Here is a 16059-nt window from a genome sequence, read left to right as displayed (position 1 = left end):
CAGCGTCTTATTGCAAGGCCGCCCGGTCGACCGTTGGCATGCCCGTCCACCCCTCCGTACACCGCGACGTCGTCGGCTTCGCACCTGCGATCAGCGTTGTCAGCGTTCCTTCTCCGGCTCCGATGCCAATGGTCAGGCCGGTGACGACGGTGCGGTTGCCGGCCTTGCGGCAGGTCAGACGGACACGCTCGCCGGCCCCCGCGCCAAAGGCGGTGTCGACGGCCGCGCGCACCTCCGCCAGCGTGACCGTGCCGCCGGCCTTGCGGGTAAGGAGGGTCAACACCGGCGATGCGTTGAGCTGGTCGAGCAGGTCCAGCGACCGGCCATAGTAGGCTTCCGCCGAAGCCGCGACGCAGCTGCCGCTCTTCAGCCACAGCCTGCGGTCGAAACCGGATCGCGCAGCCGGCATGGCGGCCATGAGACGGTCCTTGGTCGCCGATGCGAGCCTGACCTCGGGCAGATCGGTCCATGCCCCCTTCTTCGCCTTCTGCGCCAGGCCGGCCTCGATGCCGCAATAGCTCTTGCGCGGCTGGAAACGGCCGACCAGCGAGAAGCGTCGTGCCGCATCGGCGGACGGCGAAAACCCTGCGCAGCCTTTGCTCTTCGGCCGCGCCGCACAGTAGCCGGCCTACCAGCCGACGGACAGCACCTCGCGCGTGCCGCCCGTCGCGACCGCGGATTGCGCCCATGCTGCGGGCGGAGCGAGAACAAGGAGATAAGCGATAAGCAGGGATAATGCGACCTGAGCAGGCAAGGTGACGATCGTCTTCATGACGGGCTCCCCGATGAGAACAAAACAAGATCATATGCAACCAAAAATCACCAAAATGCAACCCCAGAGGACAAAAATCGAGATAAACGCGAACGAAGCCAAAATTACACGCGGCATCCCATTGTCTTTCCTGCGCAAATCACGTTGTCCTCTGGGCAAACGGGAGGAATGGCCGGTGTTTTGCGAAGTCCAGACGCTCAATAGCCCGAGCGGTGCGATGCTTGCGTTGCGGCATGCGCCGGCACGCGGCAAGGCACGCGGCATCCTGCTCCTGAGCCACGGCCTAGCCGAACACAGCGCGCGCTACGCCTCATTCGCGGCGCGCATGGCGGATGAAGGCTTCCACGTCTATACGCACGATCATCGCGGCCACGGCCATACCACGGCGCGGGATGCGCCGCGTGGTCAGTTTGCGCCGAAGAACGGCATCGTCCGCGTGCTGGAGGATATGCGCGCGGTCCGCGACCTGGCCGTCAGCCGGCATCCGGGCCTGCCCCTCGTGCTCTTCGGCCACTCCATGGGCGGGCTGCTCGCGCTCGCCTATGCCGAGGCCCATCCGGGCGATATCGATGCGCTGGCCGTGTGGAACTCCAACCTGGAACCGGGGACGGCCGGGCGGGTCGCCCAGGTCGTGCTGGCCGCGGAACGCATGCTGAAGGGGTCCGATGTGCCGAGCGGCATTCTGCCCCGCCTGACATTTGGCGCCTGGGGCAAAAGCATCGCCGGCGCGCGCACGCCCTTCGACTGGCTGTCGCACGATGCAGCCGAGGTGGACGCCTATATCGCCGATCCGCTCTGCGGCTTCGATGTGAATGTCTCCATGTGGCTCGACATCTTCGCCGTCACCTTCGCCGGCGCTTCCGCCGAGGGGCTCGGCCGCCTGCCGAAAGCCTTGCCGATCCATCTGGTCGGCGGCGGGGAGGATCCGGCGACGGACCACGGCAACGCGACGCGCGCCTTCGCAGCGCGGCTTGAAAAATCACGGCTTGAGGACGTGACGATGATCGTCTATCCCGGCATGCGCCACGAGACGCTGAACGAGATCCCGCCCCTGCGCGACCCGGCCGTGGGCGCCTTTGCCGGCTGGTGCCGGCGCGTGGCGGAAAAGAAACGCCGGAGCCCCGAAGCCGCATGAGCACGTCTGCCGTAACACCGTTGCGCAACGAGGTGAGCCTCGGCCTCTTCCTCATGGTCCTCTCGGTGCTGGTCTCCCCGGTCATCGATATCTTCGCCAAGCTCGCCGTCACCGCCGTGCCGGCCACCGAGATCACGTTCGTCCGCCTGCTCTTCCAGATGGTGGTGCTGGCACCGATCTGCCTGGCGCGCGGCACGCTGCTGGATGTGACCTGGCGCAAGATGGGCCTGCACGCGGCCCGCGGTCTGCTGATGGCGATCACCATGATCAGCTTCGTCACGGCGCTCGCCGTCATGGAGGTGGCGGATGCCATCGCCATCTTCTTCGTCGAGCCGATCATCCTGACGATCCTCGGGTCGATCGTCCTGAAGGAGACCATCGGCTGGCGGCGTTACACCGCCTGCGCCGTCGGCTTCTTCGGCTCGCTGCTCGTCATCCAGCCCAGTCTGCAGGAAGTGGGTCTCATCGCGCTGATGCCTGTCGTCGCGGCATTCTCCATCGCACTCTTCTACTTGCTCACCCGGCTGGTGGCGCAGAAGGAAGATCCGTGGTCGATGCAGTTCTATGCAGGCTTCTGGGGCGCGCTGTTCTCAGGCCTGCTGCTCGCCGCCGGCGGCAGCCTCGGCATCGGCATGCTGACCCCTGTCATGCCCGACATGACGAATACGCTTTATATTGCCGGCGCCGCGATCGCCGCCACCATTGCCGGCGTGCTCGGGGTCTATGCCTACCGCTCCGCGCCCGCCTCGACGCTCGCGCCCCTGCAATATCTGGAGATCGTTTCCGCGACGGTGCTCGGCTGGTGGGTGTTCGATCATCTGCCGGATGCCATCAAGTGGCTCGGCATCGCCATCATCATCAGCTCGGGCCTCTATGTCATCTGGCGCGAACGCCAGGTCGGCAAGACCGCAACCATCCCGACGGTCAACACACCGATCTGACGAAAGCGAAATGCGGCGCGCGCGGCAGGCATCAACTCAGTCTGAGCCGTCATCATCTGCCGTGCCCCCGCCGCTATGCGGCCTGCAGGCTTTTTGTTATCCAAGGGAAAACAGGCGGAAAGCCCGTTGGGCATGCATGCGCCCATCGCGGAGGAGTGCACCATGGACAAGTCGAACCTGCCACTTGCCGGCATCAGGGTCATCGAACTGGCACGGGTCCTGGCCGGCCCCTGGGCAGGGCAGATGCTGGCCGATCTGGGCGCCGATGTCATCAAGATCGAGAACCCGGATGGCGGCGACGACACCCGCGCCTGGGGGCCGCCCTTCGTGATGGGCAAGGACGGCGAAAACCTGTCTGCCGCCTATTATCACTCCACCAACCGCGGCAAGCGTTCCATCGCCGTCGACCTGAAGACCGAGGAAGGCCGTGACACCGTTCACCGCCTCATCGCCACGGCGGATGTGGTCATCGAAAACTTCAAGGTGGGCGGCCTCGTGAAATACGGGCTCGACTTTGCGAGCCTCGTCAAACAGCATCCGAAGCTCATCTACTGCTCGATCACCGGCTTCGGGCAGGACGGCCCCTATGCCGCACGCGCCGGCTACGATTATATCGTGCAGGGCATGTCGGGTTTCATGTCTGTCACCGGCGCGCCGGACGGCGAGCCGATGAAGGCGGGCGTCGCCATCGCCGATATCTTCACCGGAATCTATGCCGTCACCGCCATTCAGGCCGCCCTCATCCATGTCATGAAGACCGGTCAGGGCCAGCACATCGACATGGCGCTGCTCGACGTGCAGTCCGCCGTCATGGCGAACCAGAACATGAATTTCCTCGCTTCCGGCAAGGCGCCGGCGCGTCTGGGCAACGCCCATCCCAATATCTCGCCCTATGAAGTGGTGCCGACATCGGACGGCCATATCATTCTGGCGGTCGGCAACGACGGGCAGTTCCGCAAGCTCTGCAACATCCTGAAACTCGACGGCGTGGCGGACGACGAGCGCTTCGCCACCAACCGCGCGCGCGTCGCCAATCGCGACGAGGTGCGCCGCCGTGTCACCGCCGCGACGGCCACGATCGCCAAGACCGAACTGCTGGCCGCCTGCGAGAGGGACGGTGTGCCCGCGGGTCCGATCAACTCGATTGCGGAGACCTTCGACGATCCGCAGGTCAAGGCACGCGGTCTGCGCATCGACCTGCAGGACGCCGACGGCAATATCATTCCCGGCGTGCGCACACCCATCGTCTTTTCCGGCACACCCCTCGCCTATGACCGGCCGAGCCCGCGACTCGGCGAGCACACCGAGGCCGTGATGGCCGAACTCGCAACCCTTGAAACCGGAAAGAAAAGCGCATGAAGACCGGTGGCCAGCTGATCGTCGATGCCCTCGTCGCCAATGGCGTCAAACGCATTGCCTGCGTACCGGGCGAGAGCTATCTCGCCGTGCTCGATGCGCTGCACGACACCGATATCGACGTGCTCGTCTGCCGCCAGGAAGGCGGCGCGGCAATGATGGCGGATTGCTGGGGCCGGCTCACCGGCGAGCCCGGCATCTGTATGGTCACGCGGGGCCCGGGTGCAACCAACGCCTCTGCCGGCCTGCACATCGCCCGGCAGGATTCCATTCCGATGATCCTGTTCATCGGCCAGGTGCAGCGCGACGCGCGCGAACGCGAGGCCTTTCAGGAGGTCGAATATCGCCGCGCCTTCACCGAGGTGGCCAAATGGGTGGCGGAGATCGATGACGCCCGTCGCATCCCGGAATTCGTCACCCGCGCCTTTGCCGTCGCGACCTCAGGCCGCCCCGGCCCTGTCGTGCTCGCCCTGCCCGAGGACATGCTGAGGGACGCGGTCGAGACCGTGGACGCAAAGGCCTATATGCCGGTGGAGGCCCATCCCGGCGCAAAACAGATGGCCGAACTTGCCGCCCTGCTCGAAAAGGCCGAGCGCCCGATCGTCATTCTCGGCGGCACGCGCTGGTCGCAGAAAAGAGTTGCGGATTTCACCGCCTTTGCCGAGCGCTGGTCGCTGCCGGTCTCCTGTTCGTTCCGGCGGCAGATGCTGTTCGATCACCTGCACCCGAACTACGCCGGCGATTCCGGCATCGGCATAAACCCGGTGTTGGGCAAGGAAATCCGCGAGGCCGACCTCGTCGTTCTGCTCGGCGGCCGCTATTCGGAAATGCCCTCATCTACCTATAGCCTGCTGCAAAGCCCCTACCCGCAGCAAACGTTGGTCCATGTCTATCCCGATCCGTCCGAACTCGGCCGTGTCTACCGTCCGGACCTCGCCATCTGCGCCGCACCCGACGATTTCGTCGCCGCACTGGATGACCTCGCCCCGAAAGCCGCCCCGCGCTGGGCCGCCCGCACGGCAGCCATGCATGAGGCCTATCTGAAATGGTCGACACCGCCGATGGTAGGCCCGGGCGACGTCCAGATGGGCCCTATCATGGCCTGGATCGAGGAAAACACGCCCGAGGACACGATCTTCTCCAATGGCGCGGGCAACTACGCGACGTGGGTGCATCGCTTTCATCGCTTCCGCCGTTTCGCAACGCAGGCCGCGCCGACCTCAGGCTCCATGGGCTATGGCCTGCCGGCGGCAGTCGCCGCCAAGCAGCTCTTTCCCGAGCGCGAAGTCGTCTGCTTTGCCGGTGACGGCTGCTTCATGATGCACGGTCAGGAATTCGCGACAGCCGTGCGCTACGGTCTGCCGATCATCACCGTCGTCGTCAACAACGGCATCTACGGCACGATCCGCATGCATCAGGAGCGGGAATACCCCGGCCGCGTGAGCGCCACCGACCTCACCAACCCGGACTTTGCGGCGCTCGCCGTCGCCTATGGCGGCCACGGCGAGACGGTGGAGAAGACGGAAGACTTCGCGCCCGCCTTCCTGCGCGCGCGCGCCAGCGGCAAGCCGGCGATCATCGAGGTGAAACTCGACCCGGAAGCGATCACGCCCATGCGCACGCTCTCGGATATCCGGGGTGGAAAATAACCGCACGGCCGGAGGCCCCGCATCCCGATGGCCATTCCCTTGCATAGGTGATGGTTCTGGAAACCGGTTCGGCATGCCCCTTTGCCGCGCTTGCGGGGAGAAGGCGCCGGCAGGCGGATGAGGGACTGCCCTCACCCGCGCGCTTCAGCCGCGAATATGCTGGGTCTGTTCGTAGGTCTTCGTCGAGCGCATGCCAGAGCGGCAATAGCCGAGCATGGGGCGCGGCAGTTCGTCGAGCGCGTCGACCATCCCCCTCACCGCCTCCGGCGTCACGCCCATCGGGCCGACAGGCACATGCGCCGTTTCGATGCCGAATTCGCTGGCGCGCGCGGCAATCGCGGAAAATTCCGGCTGGCCGGCTTCCTCATGGTCGGGGCGGTGGCAGACGATGGACTTGAACCCCATGGCGGCGATCGCGTCGAGGTCTTCGACCGTGATCTGGCCGGAAACGGAATATTCGTCGTTGATCTCGCGGATATCCATGGACGTGTCCTTTCCAAAAAAGATGCGCCCACCGTTTAAGCCTGTGCCGCGGGACCGTCAATCATATGCGCTAGCGCACCTCGAAGGAGAGCGCATAACCGATGTTTTCGCCAGGCGCGAAATCCGGCGCCTCGCCGCTTGCGATCAACTCTTCGCGCGCAGCAAGGCGATGGGATACCGGCTCGATGCCGAGCACCGCGCATCCCGGCGACTGGTTGCGCCACACCTGAAGCCAGGGCAGCGTATCGGTCCGGAACCGGATATGCACGCTGCGCCCACCCAGCGCGGCGATCGGCCCGACCGATATCTCGGCCCAGCCATGCTCAGCCGTGTCCGTTGCCGACACGCAGAAGATCCGCATGTCGCCGTCCTCGAAGCGCCACGGCACGCTGCCGCCGGGCAGCATGGCGCCGGTCAATCGCGTATCGGCATCGAATAGCCCCGTGCCGAAATTGATGTGGTACATCGCGAACGGCGGCCAGGACGTTTCACCGGTGTTCGTTACGAGATCATCAAGCGTGATGTGGCCGGTCAGCCGGTCGGCCCGCCAGCGGCGCGACAGCGTCGCCGCGCCGCCATGCGCCAGCCCAACATCGACCTGTCCCTCGCAGACCACCTCGTCCTCGTCCGCCTCGATCTGGATATCGCGGGCGGGATGGGAGGACAGCGACCCGTGCAACGGGTAGCGACTGCCGTCCGCCGCCCCCTCCACAGGCACGGGGTGGCGGATGTGATCAGGCCCGCATGTGAACAAAAAGCCGGGTAGCGCCTTATCGATACGAGGATCGCCGTCAGACGGTATGGCCGTGCCTGGAGTGATGTCCACGCCATGAAACACGGCGGTGCCGACATCGAGTGCCGAGTGCGGCGTCAGCTCAAGACGAAAGGCCTGGTCTTCCGTCGAGGCGGTGAGGGCAAAGGTCATGAGTGGCTCCGGCCAGGGATTGAGGAGGACGAGATGCTAGAGCGAACGGTCACGCAACACCACCGGCAGCGCGTGGAGGCCCGCATATTTCCGGCGGCTCAAAGCATTGGTAACAACTATTTGCACGATGCGTTGACGTTACGTTCACCATCGATTCAGATTTTCCATATTAAGGTCTGAATTCAAGTGTTCCGTCCGCGCGATATATGCAGTCTGGCAGGTTAAGACCGTGAAATCGATATTGAAATCAAGCATTTCGCTTATTGCTGCGATCTCCGCTCTCGGAATCGCCACCCTGCCCGCCGCCGCGCAACAGCACCAGCTGCCCCGCGATACGGTTCTCGTTTCGCCTGATGGCGACATTCTCGACTACGTTCCCAACGATGGCAGCGTCCGCTGGACGCGTGACAATCGCGGCCGCTCGGTGCTGGTCGATTCGTGGGGTGACGTCATCGCCACCGCCATGCCGGCCGACCGCTACTTCGCCCGCGGCGATGACTATCGCCCCCGTCGCGACCGCTATCGCCCGGTGCGCGGCTATGACGAAACCAACCCTGAATACTTTCCGCCGGCACCCGGCTCGGACTATGGCGACGACGTAACGACGGGATCCGTACCGGAGATGCGCGAGGCGCTGCCGGGCGACATCGAGCGCCAGCAACTCCCCGATGCCGATTTTGGCGGCTCGCAGGCCCTGCCCGAATTCAACAACGACGACATGGCCGCCCTGCCGGCCGATCCGAACCAGGAGTTCGTGCCCGGCCCGAAATTCGCGCCCGCCACGGCGCTCGGCAAGATGTCGTCCAACGAGGTCACGGCGCTCCAGGTTTTCCTCGACCGTGAGGGCTTCTCGCCGGGCGTCATCGACGGCAAGAAGGGCTCGAACGTCACCAAGGCCATAGAGGCGTGGCAGAACGCGACGGGCGAAACGCTCGATCCGAACAATACCGACGACATCCTGGAACGCCTGCGCCTGTCCGGCGGCATGGCCTTCACCACCTACGAGATCACCGCCGCCGACGCGGCGGGCCCCTATGTGGCGTCGATCCCGGACGACTATGCCCACAAGGCGGCCCTGCCGCATCTCTCCTTCACCTCGACCACGGAAATGCTGGCCGAGAAGTTTCATATGGACGAGGCTTACCTGAAGGAGATCAATCCGGGCGTGGACTTCACCATTCCCGGCACGCTCGTGAAGGTCGTGGACATCGGCAAGCCGAAGACCGGCAAGGTCGCCAAGATCCTCGCCGATAAGGGCCGCAAGCAGGTCTTGGCCTACGATGCCAACGGCACGCTCATCGCCGCCTATCCGGCCAGCATCGGGTCAGCCGACACCCCCTCGCCGTCCGGCACTGTCACGGTCGAGCGCATCGCGCTCAATCCGGGCTATACCTACAATCCGAAGATCAATTTCAAGCAGGGCAGCAACGACAAGGTGCTGACCCTCCAGCCCGGCCCGAACGGCCCTGTCGGCACGGTGTGGATCGCGCTCTCCAAGCCGACCTACGGCATCCACGGCACGCCCGAGCCGTCGAAGATCGGCAAGACCCAGAGCCACGGCTGTATCCGCCTGACCAACTGGGACGCCACCGAACTCGCCAAGATGACGAGCGGCGGTGTCACCGTCGAATTCGTCGACTGACGGATGGGGAAGCAACCGAAACGAGCCGGCCTCTTGGCCGGCTTTTTCTTTCGAGCATAACGGCGAAACAAACACCCTGCCATTACGCGGCCTGAAATCGGCTGACTTTACCCGGAAAGTGCGCTCATCCCGTTCCAAAGGGGCGAAAGCCCTTCTTCGGTGATCAATGCCCACAAACTCCGGTCGGACCTGCTTAGCCTCAGCCTCGCCACCACGCTTCCCATCACGGCCCCTCGCCGCCGATCTCATCGCCTTCTGGGACGCGCCACGCTGCCCGGCACGGCAAGTTGATGGACCTTTTGAAGACCCGCATGCAGAAATGAAAAAGGCCGGGTCTCTGCCCGGCCTTTCGTCGAAGGATGCGGTTCAGGCCGCGCGGGTATAGCCCGAGCCCTGCGCCGGTCGCGCGGTGCCGTCGGTGCGGAAGGTGGAGAGCTGCGCGGCGATGGAGGCGGCCTCCTGCGTCAGCGCCTGGCTCGCGGCATTGGCCTGCTCGACCATGGCGGCATTCTGCTGGGTGATCTGGTCCATGGCGTTGACCGCCTGATTGACGGCCTGGAGGCCGGTCGCCTGTTCGGCGGTGCTGGCGCGAATGGTGTTAAACACCGAACTCACCTCCACGACCTGCGAAACGATCTGGCGCAGCGACTGGGCGACCTCGTTGACCGAACGCACGCCGCCCTCCACCTGCCCATGCGACTTGGCGATGAGGTTCTGGATGTCTTTCGCCGCATCGGCGCAGCGCTGCGCGAGCGCACGCACTTCCGAAGCGACGACGGCAAAACCGCGGCCCGCCTCGCCGGCGCGCGCGGCCTCGATGCCGGCATTGAGCGCGAGCAGGTTGGTCTGGAAGGCGATCTCGTCGATGACCTCGATGATATTGGCGATGGCGGCGGACGACGCCTGGATTTCGCCCATGGCGGTGATCGCCTCTTCCACCACCTCGCCGCTGCGCTGTGCATTGTCGCGCGCGGCCATCACCAGCGCATTGGCCTCGTTGGCGCTCTGCGCGGTCTGGCGAACGGTGGTCGTCACTTGTTCGACGGCGGCCGCCGTTTCCTCGAGATTGGCCGCCTGCCGTTCCGTGCGTTTGGCAAGGTCGTCGGACGCCGACGCGATTTCGCGCGCGCTGAGATGGATCGATCCCGCGCCGACGCCGATATTGCCGATTGCCTGCGACAGGGCCGAAATGGCGTGGTTGAAGTCCTCGCGCAGCGCGCCATAGGCTTCGGGCAGCGGGCCGGTGATGCGTGCGGTCAGGTCGCCGTCCGAAATGCGCTTCAGTGCCGCGCCGAAGGCATCGCTGACGAGCTGGCGCTCGTCGGCGAGAACCTGTGCCTGCACCGCCTGCTGCTTGGCGACGTCGGACGTATCCATGTAGACCGATATGGACAGGTCCATGTCGAGGAAGATCGCCTTGATGAGGCTGCTGAGCCGGGCGGAAAACTCCTCCGGCTTGATTTCCTGACGGCCGAACAGGCCCTGCTTCGGCCAGAGCGAGCGAACCGACTCCGTCAGCAGGTGCTCGATGATCAGCGCATAGCCGCCGATATACCAGCGCGGCTCAAGCCCGATACGCGCGTGAACGTGACCGATCGTCGTCACTTTTGCGGCGTAGTCGCCGGTGAAGTCACCCGCGGCGATATTGGCCCAGTGCCCGAGCTGCGCGGTCTTCGCCCGGTTCATATGGGCGTCGTTCGAAAAGAGGTGGTTCACTTCCGGGCTGTTGCGCACGACGGAATAGAACTTGTCCAGCGCCGTGCCGAGCTCCTTCTCGATGAAAGGCTTCAGGCTGCGCAGCCGTTCCAGCGCGGCCGCATCCAGGCCGAGATAGTCGAGGCGACGGGCAATATCGTGATTAGGTCCGGCAGTGGGCGATAAGGACTTCATACTGAAAATACCCCGGCAAAAATGGAGAATGTGAAAAGCAGCACTGTTCCATCGGGACGCAGGCCTGACGGCATGCAAGAGCCCGCACCCATCATGGGTTTATCAGAAGGCACAGGGCCTTCCGTGGAGGCTTTCTGATGCGCCACTCTTAGATGCCCATGGTAAATTGTTGATTACCGCTCCACGCGATTATCCATATGATCTGGCTTCACAAATCGTCGCAGCCGTTCCTGTATTCCATCAATGTCCTTCATCAGGCTGCCAACCGGGACATGCCGGAGCCGCCCGTCCTGCGACGACGCGCCGGCACGAGCCGGAGCACCTCCTGCGCAAGAAGCCGTGCATTCTCACGCGCCTTGTCGAGATTGCTCACCTTGGCCGGGTCCATCGTGGCAAACGTTCCGCCACAGTCGAAGATGTCGCGGAACGCCGTGCGCTCTGCAATCGGCGTATCCAGCACATGCACGCCCTTTGCCGACAGCAGCGTCTTGATGGCGGTCATGGCGCGGGTAGTGACCAGCGCGTTCATCCGCGTCAGCACCACGGAATGGGCGATGCGGATGCCCGCCTTCTCGGCAAGCTGGCCGAGCAGGTCGAGGATCTGTGCGGCCCCGCGCGCATCCATCGCACAGCCCTGCACGGGGATCATCACATGGTCGGAAAGGCCCATGGCGGTGGCCACGAGCGCATCGCGCGCACCGGCGAGGTCGATGACGAAATAGTCCGTCGTATCCCGGTTTTCGCGGATGTGGCCCTGTAGGGATGCCATCGACACTTCGGAGATGACGACGATGTTGCGCTGGCGGCCGGTAACCTCGTGCCAATGGCTGATCCAGCGCTGCGGATCGGCATCGAGGATCGTGACGCGATATCCCTGGCTTGCAAGCTCGGTCGCGAGGATCAGCGCTGCGGTGGTCTTGCCCGCGCCGCCCTTGGCATTGGCGAATGTGATGACTGGCATGGCGTTCCTCATGGATGCGGTTGAGCGGCGTCATCGCTCTCTTCAAGGCGCCGGAAGGGAATGGCGTCGGTTAATCGAATCTTTCAAAACAGGGTTAACGAAATGCAAATATCCGCACCTTCAAGATGGGGAAGCGGGTGAAAAGTCGGGTCCGGAAAACGAAGAAGCCCGGAAAACCAAGGCTTTCCGGGCTTCTATCAATTGTCACGGGTGAGAAGTCAGATGCACTCGCTGAAGAGCCGTTTGGCAGCCTCGAGCGTGAGTTCCACCGGGTTGCCACCGGCGGTGGGGTCGACGATCGCCATTTCCGACATTTCGTCGATCCGGTCCGTGCCGACGCCGAGCGCCGAGAGCTTGTCGGGAACGCCGAGTTCCTCGCGCAGCCGCAGCACATAGTCGAAGAAGCCGTCGAAGCCGCCGGCAATGCCGAGATAGGCGGCGGCGCTGGCAATCTTCGCCTCGATGGCCGGGCGGTTGAAGGTCAGGACCGGCGGCATCACGACGGCATTGGTCATGCCGTGATGGGTGTTGTAGATCGCACCAACCGGATGCGACAGCGAGTGGATCGCGCCGAGCCCCTTCTGGAAGGCAACCGCGCCCATGGCGGCGGCCGACATCATATGGGCGCGGGCCTCGATATCCGTGCCGTCCTTGTAGGCGCGCGGCAGGTATTCCTTGACGAGGCGCATGCCTTCCAGCGCAATGCCCTGGCTCATCGGGTGATAGAACGGCGAGCTGTAGGCTTCCAGGCAATGGGCGAAGGCATCCATGCCCGTTCCAGCCGTGATGACCTTCGGCATGCCGACCGTCAGTTCCGGATCGCAGATCGTCACCGACGGCAGGAACTTCGGATGGAAGATCACCTTCTTGGTGTGCGTCTCGGAATTCGTGATGACCGAAGCGCGGCCGACTTCCGAGCCGGTGCCGGCCGTCGTCGGCACGGCGACGATCGGCGCGATGCCGTCGGAATTGGCGCGGGTCCACCAGTCGCCGATATCCTCGAAATCCCAGACGGGCCGCGTCTGGCCGGCCATGAAGGCAACGGCCTTGCCGAGGTCGAGGCCGGAACCGCCGCCGAAGGCGACCACGCCGTCATGGCCGCCGGCCTTGAACGCCTTGACGCCGGCTTCGAGGTTCTTGTCGTTCGGATTCGGATCGACCTCCGCAAACATCGCCCGGCCGAGGCCAGCCGCGTCGAGAATGTCGAGCGCGCCCTGGGTGATTGCCATGGTCGAAAGGCCGCGGTCGGTGATCAGCAGCGGCTTCTTCATGCCGACGGCCTTGCAGTGGTCGGCCAGTTCCTTGATGCGCCCGGCCCCGAACTTGATCGCGGTCGGATAGCTCCAGTTGGCGGTGATGGTCATGCGAGTGCTTTCCTGAAGTGGTAGGATTTCGGGCGGGTCAGGTTGTGGAAGCCGATCACGGAGAGCGAGCCGCCTCGGCCGGTTTCCTTCACGCCCGTCCAGCACAGCGCCGGATCGAGATAGTCGGCGCGGTTCTGGAACACCGTGCCGGTTTCCAGATCGCGGGCGATGGTGGCGGCGCGTTCGCTGTCCTTCGTCCATAGCGAGACGGTGAGGCCGTACTTGCAGTCGTTCATCAGCGCGAGCGCTTCGGCGTCGCTCTTCACCTTCATGATGCCGACGGCAGGACCGAATGTCTCCTCCGTCATGAATTCCATGGAGTGATCGACATCGACAAGGATCTGCGGTGCAACATAGGCGCCGCCGTCATCGGCCGGGAACAGCTTGGGATCGACCAGAGCCTTCGCGCCCTTCGAAACGGCATCCGCGATCTGCGCGCGAACGGTCGCGGCAAAGCGCTTGTGCGCCATCGGGCCGAGCGTGGTTTCCGGGTCCAGCGGGTTGCCGAGCTTGTAGTTCGAAACCCAGGCCACCGACTTCTCGACGAATTCGTCGTAGAGCGCCTCGTTGACATAGATGCGCTCGATGCCGCAGCAGCACTGCCCCGAATTGTAGGTCGCACCATCCATCAGCGTGTCGACGGCGGCGTCGAGATCGGCGTCCTCCATCACATAGCCCGGATCCTTGCCGCCGAGTTCGAGACCGACGGGCGTGAAGGTTCCTGCGGCGGCACGCTCGATGGCACGACCGCCCTCGACGGAGCCCGTGAAATTGACGAAATCGAAGGCGTTGCCAGCGATCAGCGCCGAGGTTGTGTCATGATCGAGGAAGACGTTTTGGAAAACATCCTCCGGCACACCGGCCTCGTTGAAGGCGCGCACCAGACGCTCGCCGACGAGCAGCGTCTGCGCGGCGTGCTTGATGATCACGACATTGCCGGCCATCAGCGCCGGCGCAATCGTGTTGATCGCCGTCATATAGGGATAGTTCCACGGCGCGATGACGAAGACGATACCGTGCGGCTCGCGCTCGATGCGGCGCTCGAAACGCTCGGAATTCTCGATGACGATCGGCGCCAGCGACGAGCCGGCGATCTCGGCCACGTAGTTCGAGCGCTCGTTGAAGCCCTTGAACTCGCCGCCGTAACGCACCGGGCGGCCCATCTGCCAGGCAATCTCGGGCACGATCTCGTCGGCCATTTCGTTGACGCGGGCAACGCCCTTCAGGACGAGCTGGATACGCTCGTCGAGCGGGCGCTTGGCCCAGGCTTTCTGCGCCTTCTTCGCGCGGGCCACGGCCGCCTGTGCGGTCGCCAGCGGCATCGCCTCACGCTCGGCGTAAACCGAGCCGTCCACGGGGGATATGCATTTGATCACGGTCATGATCGATTTCCTGTTTCCGATATGAAGTTTCCGCCCGACAATAGCCGATCCGGGCACGCGGCAAATATCCCTGAAGGGTTATAAGCCGGGGTCGGTTCGACCTTGACTGGCTTGAGCCTTACGCCCTCTCGAAGCCCCGCGCCACCTCCCAGTCGGTGATGCGGCGATCATACTCTTCCTGCTCCCATTCGGCCGCGCGGACATAGTGGTCGATCACGTCGTCGCCGAAGGCCTCGCGCAGCATGCTGGACGTTTTCAGCACCGCAGACGCCGCGCGCAGCGTCTTGGGGATTTCGCGAATATCCTTGCCGCGATAGGCGTCGCCCTCGAAGGGGGCCTCCAGTTCCAGCTTCTGCTCGATGCCGGCAATGCCGGCCGCGAGAAGGGCCGCCATCGCCAGATAGGGATTGAGGTCGGAACCGCCGACGCGGCATTCGATGCGGATGCCCTTCGTCCCCTCACCGCACAGGCGATAGCCTGCGGTGCGGTTGTCCTTGCTCCAGATCGCCTTGGTCGGCGCAAAGGTGCCGGCGACGAAGCGCTTGTAGGAATTGATATAGGGCGCGAGGAAATAGGTGATCTCGCTGGCATGGGCGAGCAACCCGGCAATATAGTTCCGCATCAGGTCGGACATGCCGTACTTGGCGTCCTTCTCAAAGAACTTCGCCTCCTTGCCGTCGAGGCTCCACAGCGACTGATGGATGTGCGAGGAAGACCCGGCGGCGTTGTAGTTCCATTTGGCCAGGAACGTCACGGCCTTGCCGCGCTGCCAGGCGATTTCCTTGGTGGCGTTCTTGATGATGGAATGCCGGTCGGCCATCGTGACCGCCTCGGCATAACGCACATTGATTTCTTCCTGGCCGGGAGAGGCCTCGCCCTTCGAATTTTCAACGGGAATGCCGGCGCCCTGCAAGCCGTTGCGCAGCGCGCGCATGACATCCTCCTCCTTGGTGGTCTGGAAGATGTGGTAATCCTCATTATAGCCGCTGACCGGCAGCAGATCGCGATAGCCGCTTTCGCGCGCGTGATCGAAGGTCTGGTCGAACAGGTAGAATTCGAGCTCGCTTGCCATGAAGGCCTTGAGGCCCATGGCCTCCAACCGTTTCACCTGCTTCTTGAGGATGGCGCGCGGCGAATGCGGCACCTCTTCATGGGTATGGTGGTCAAGCACATCGCACAGCACCATCGCCGTGCCTTCCAGCCAGGGCAGCTTTCGCAGCGTCTCGAGGTCCGGCTTCATCGTATAGTCGCCGTAGCCAGCCTCCCAGCTGGTGGATTTGTAGCCGGAAACGGTTTCCATCTCCATGTCGGTCGCCAGCAGGTAGTTGCAGCTGTGCGTTTCCTCGTAGGCGCTGTCGACGAAATACTGCGCGTGGAACCGCTTGCCCATCAGGCGCCCCTGCATGTCGACAAGGCAGGCCAGCACGGTGTCGATACGGCCTTCGGCCACATCCTTCTTCAGGTCGTCAAATGTATAGCGCACAGTCATCGGGGTGTTCCTGCGGGGTTATGGCGTCGTGATGAACCGGGCCTTGGCGGGCCCGGTTCGATAGCATTGT

At 64.0% G+C, this 16059-nt stretch carries 14 protein-coding genes; 5 read left to right on the top strand and 9 right to left on the bottom strand.

What is annotated here, in order from left to right; all coding sequences use genetic code 11:
* Nucleotides 1-7: 7 nt before the first annotated feature.
* Both MKI86_RS05370 and MKI86_RS05365 read right to left on the bottom strand, forming a co-directional pair.
* Complete coding sequence (locus MKI86_RS05370) at nt 8-418, bottom strand: ribonuclease T2 family protein (protein ID WP_241598369.1); 411 nt, start codon at nt 416-418, stop codon at nt 8-10.
* A gap of 210 nt (nt 419-628) precedes the next feature.
* Entirely contained in the window at nt 629-772 is a 144-nt protein-coding gene (locus tag MKI86_RS05365) for a hypothetical protein (RefSeq protein ID WP_241598362.1), read from the bottom strand.
* Nucleotides 773-947: 175 nt separating this feature from the next.
* Between MKI86_RS05365 and MKI86_RS05360 the strand changes: the two genes are divergently transcribed.
* The 4 genes from MKI86_RS05360 to MKI86_RS05345 all read left to right on the top strand — a co-directional run bounded on the left by MKI86_RS05360 (nt 948) and on the right by MKI86_RS05345 (nt 5853).
* Nucleotides 948-1907: an alpha/beta hydrolase gene (locus MKI86_RS05360; RefSeq protein WP_241598360.1), complete on the top strand. Its 960-nt coding sequence runs from the start codon at nt 948-950 to the stop codon at nt 1905-1907.
* Entirely contained in the window at nt 1904-2848 is a 945-nt protein-coding gene (locus tag MKI86_RS05355) for a DMT family transporter (RefSeq protein WP_241598358.1), read from the top strand. The genes MKI86_RS05360 and MKI86_RS05355 overlap by 4 nt, the downstream gene beginning before the upstream one ends.
* 162 nt (nt 2849-3010) lie before the next feature.
* The gene (gene caiB, locus MKI86_RS05350) at nt 3011-4207 is read left to right on the top strand and encodes a succinate--glutarate CoA-transferase (RefSeq protein WP_241598356.1); all 1197 of its coding nucleotides are present in this window, start codon (nt 3011-3013) and stop codon (nt 4205-4207) included.
* Nucleotides 4204-5853: a thiamine pyrophosphate-binding protein gene (locus tag MKI86_RS05345; protein ID WP_241598355.1), complete on the top strand. Its 1650-nt coding sequence runs from the start codon at nt 4204-4206 to the stop codon at nt 5851-5853. Before caiB ends, MKI86_RS05345 begins: the two co-directional genes overlap by 4 nt.
* 144 nt (nt 5854-5997) lie before the next feature.
* Here the strand turns inward: MKI86_RS05345 and MKI86_RS05340 are convergent, their stop codons facing one another.
* Together MKI86_RS05340 and MKI86_RS05335 are read right to left on the bottom strand one after the other, a co-directional pair.
* Complete coding sequence (locus tag MKI86_RS05340) at nt 5998-6336, bottom strand: protein tyrosine phosphatase family protein (protein ID WP_241598354.1); 339 nt, start codon at nt 6334-6336, stop codon at nt 5998-6000.
* Nucleotides 6337-6406: 70 nt separating this feature from the next.
* The gene (locus MKI86_RS05335; RefSeq protein ID WP_241598349.1) at nt 6407-7261 is read right to left on the bottom strand and encodes a DUF4432 family protein; all 855 of its coding nucleotides are present in this window, start codon (nt 7259-7261) and stop codon (nt 6407-6409) included.
* A gap of 229 nt (nt 7262-7490) precedes the next feature.
* Between MKI86_RS05335 and MKI86_RS05330 the strand changes: the two genes are divergently transcribed.
* Nucleotides 7491-8903: a L,D-transpeptidase family protein gene (locus tag MKI86_RS05330; protein ID WP_241598347.1), complete on the top strand. Its 1413-nt coding sequence runs from the start codon at nt 7491-7493 to the stop codon at nt 8901-8903.
* Between the two features lie 366 nt (nt 8904-9269).
* On the opposite strand, the gene MKI86_RS05325 is transcribed toward MKI86_RS05330, so the two are convergent.
* The 5 genes from MKI86_RS05325 to MKI86_RS05305 form a co-directional block, all read right to left on the bottom strand.
* Nucleotides 9270-10793: a globin-coupled sensor protein gene (locus MKI86_RS05325; RefSeq protein WP_241598344.1), complete on the bottom strand. Its 1524-nt coding sequence runs from the start codon at nt 10791-10793 to the stop codon at nt 9270-9272.
* Nucleotides 10794-11046: 253 nt separating this feature from the next.
* A complete protein-coding gene (locus tag MKI86_RS05320) occupies nt 11047-11754 on the bottom strand; it encodes an AAA family ATPase (RefSeq protein ID WP_241598334.1) in 708 nt (235 codons plus the stop codon).
* A 218-nt stretch (nt 11755-11972) separates the two neighbouring features.
* Nucleotides 11973-13118 carry an iron-containing alcohol dehydrogenase gene (locus MKI86_RS05315; protein ID WP_241598332.1) on the bottom strand — a complete coding sequence of 382 codons (1146 nt, stop codon included), beginning with the start codon at nt 13116-13118 and terminating at the stop codon, nt 11973-11975.
* Nucleotides 13115-14500 (bottom strand): aldehyde dehydrogenase family protein, encoded by a 1386-nt coding sequence (locus MKI86_RS05310; protein ID WP_241598330.1) that lies wholly within the window; start codon nt 14498-14500, stop codon nt 13115-13117. Before MKI86_RS05310 ends, MKI86_RS05315 begins: the two co-directional genes overlap by 4 nt.
* A gap of 118 nt (nt 14501-14618) precedes the next feature.
* Nucleotides 14619-15989 (bottom strand): glutamine synthetase family protein, encoded by a 1371-nt coding sequence (locus MKI86_RS05305; RefSeq protein ID WP_241598328.1) that lies wholly within the window; start codon nt 15987-15989, stop codon nt 14619-14621.
* Nucleotides 15990-16059 lie beyond the last annotated feature (70 nt).

It is taken from the genome of Shinella sedimenti, from assembly GCF_022601905.1.
Classification (GTDB): Bacteria; Pseudomonadota; Alphaproteobacteria; order Rhizobiales; family Rhizobiaceae; genus Shinella; species Shinella sedimenti.
The sequence above is the reverse complement of the archived record's forward strand: the minus strand, read 5'-3'. Positions and strand labels throughout refer to the sequence as shown.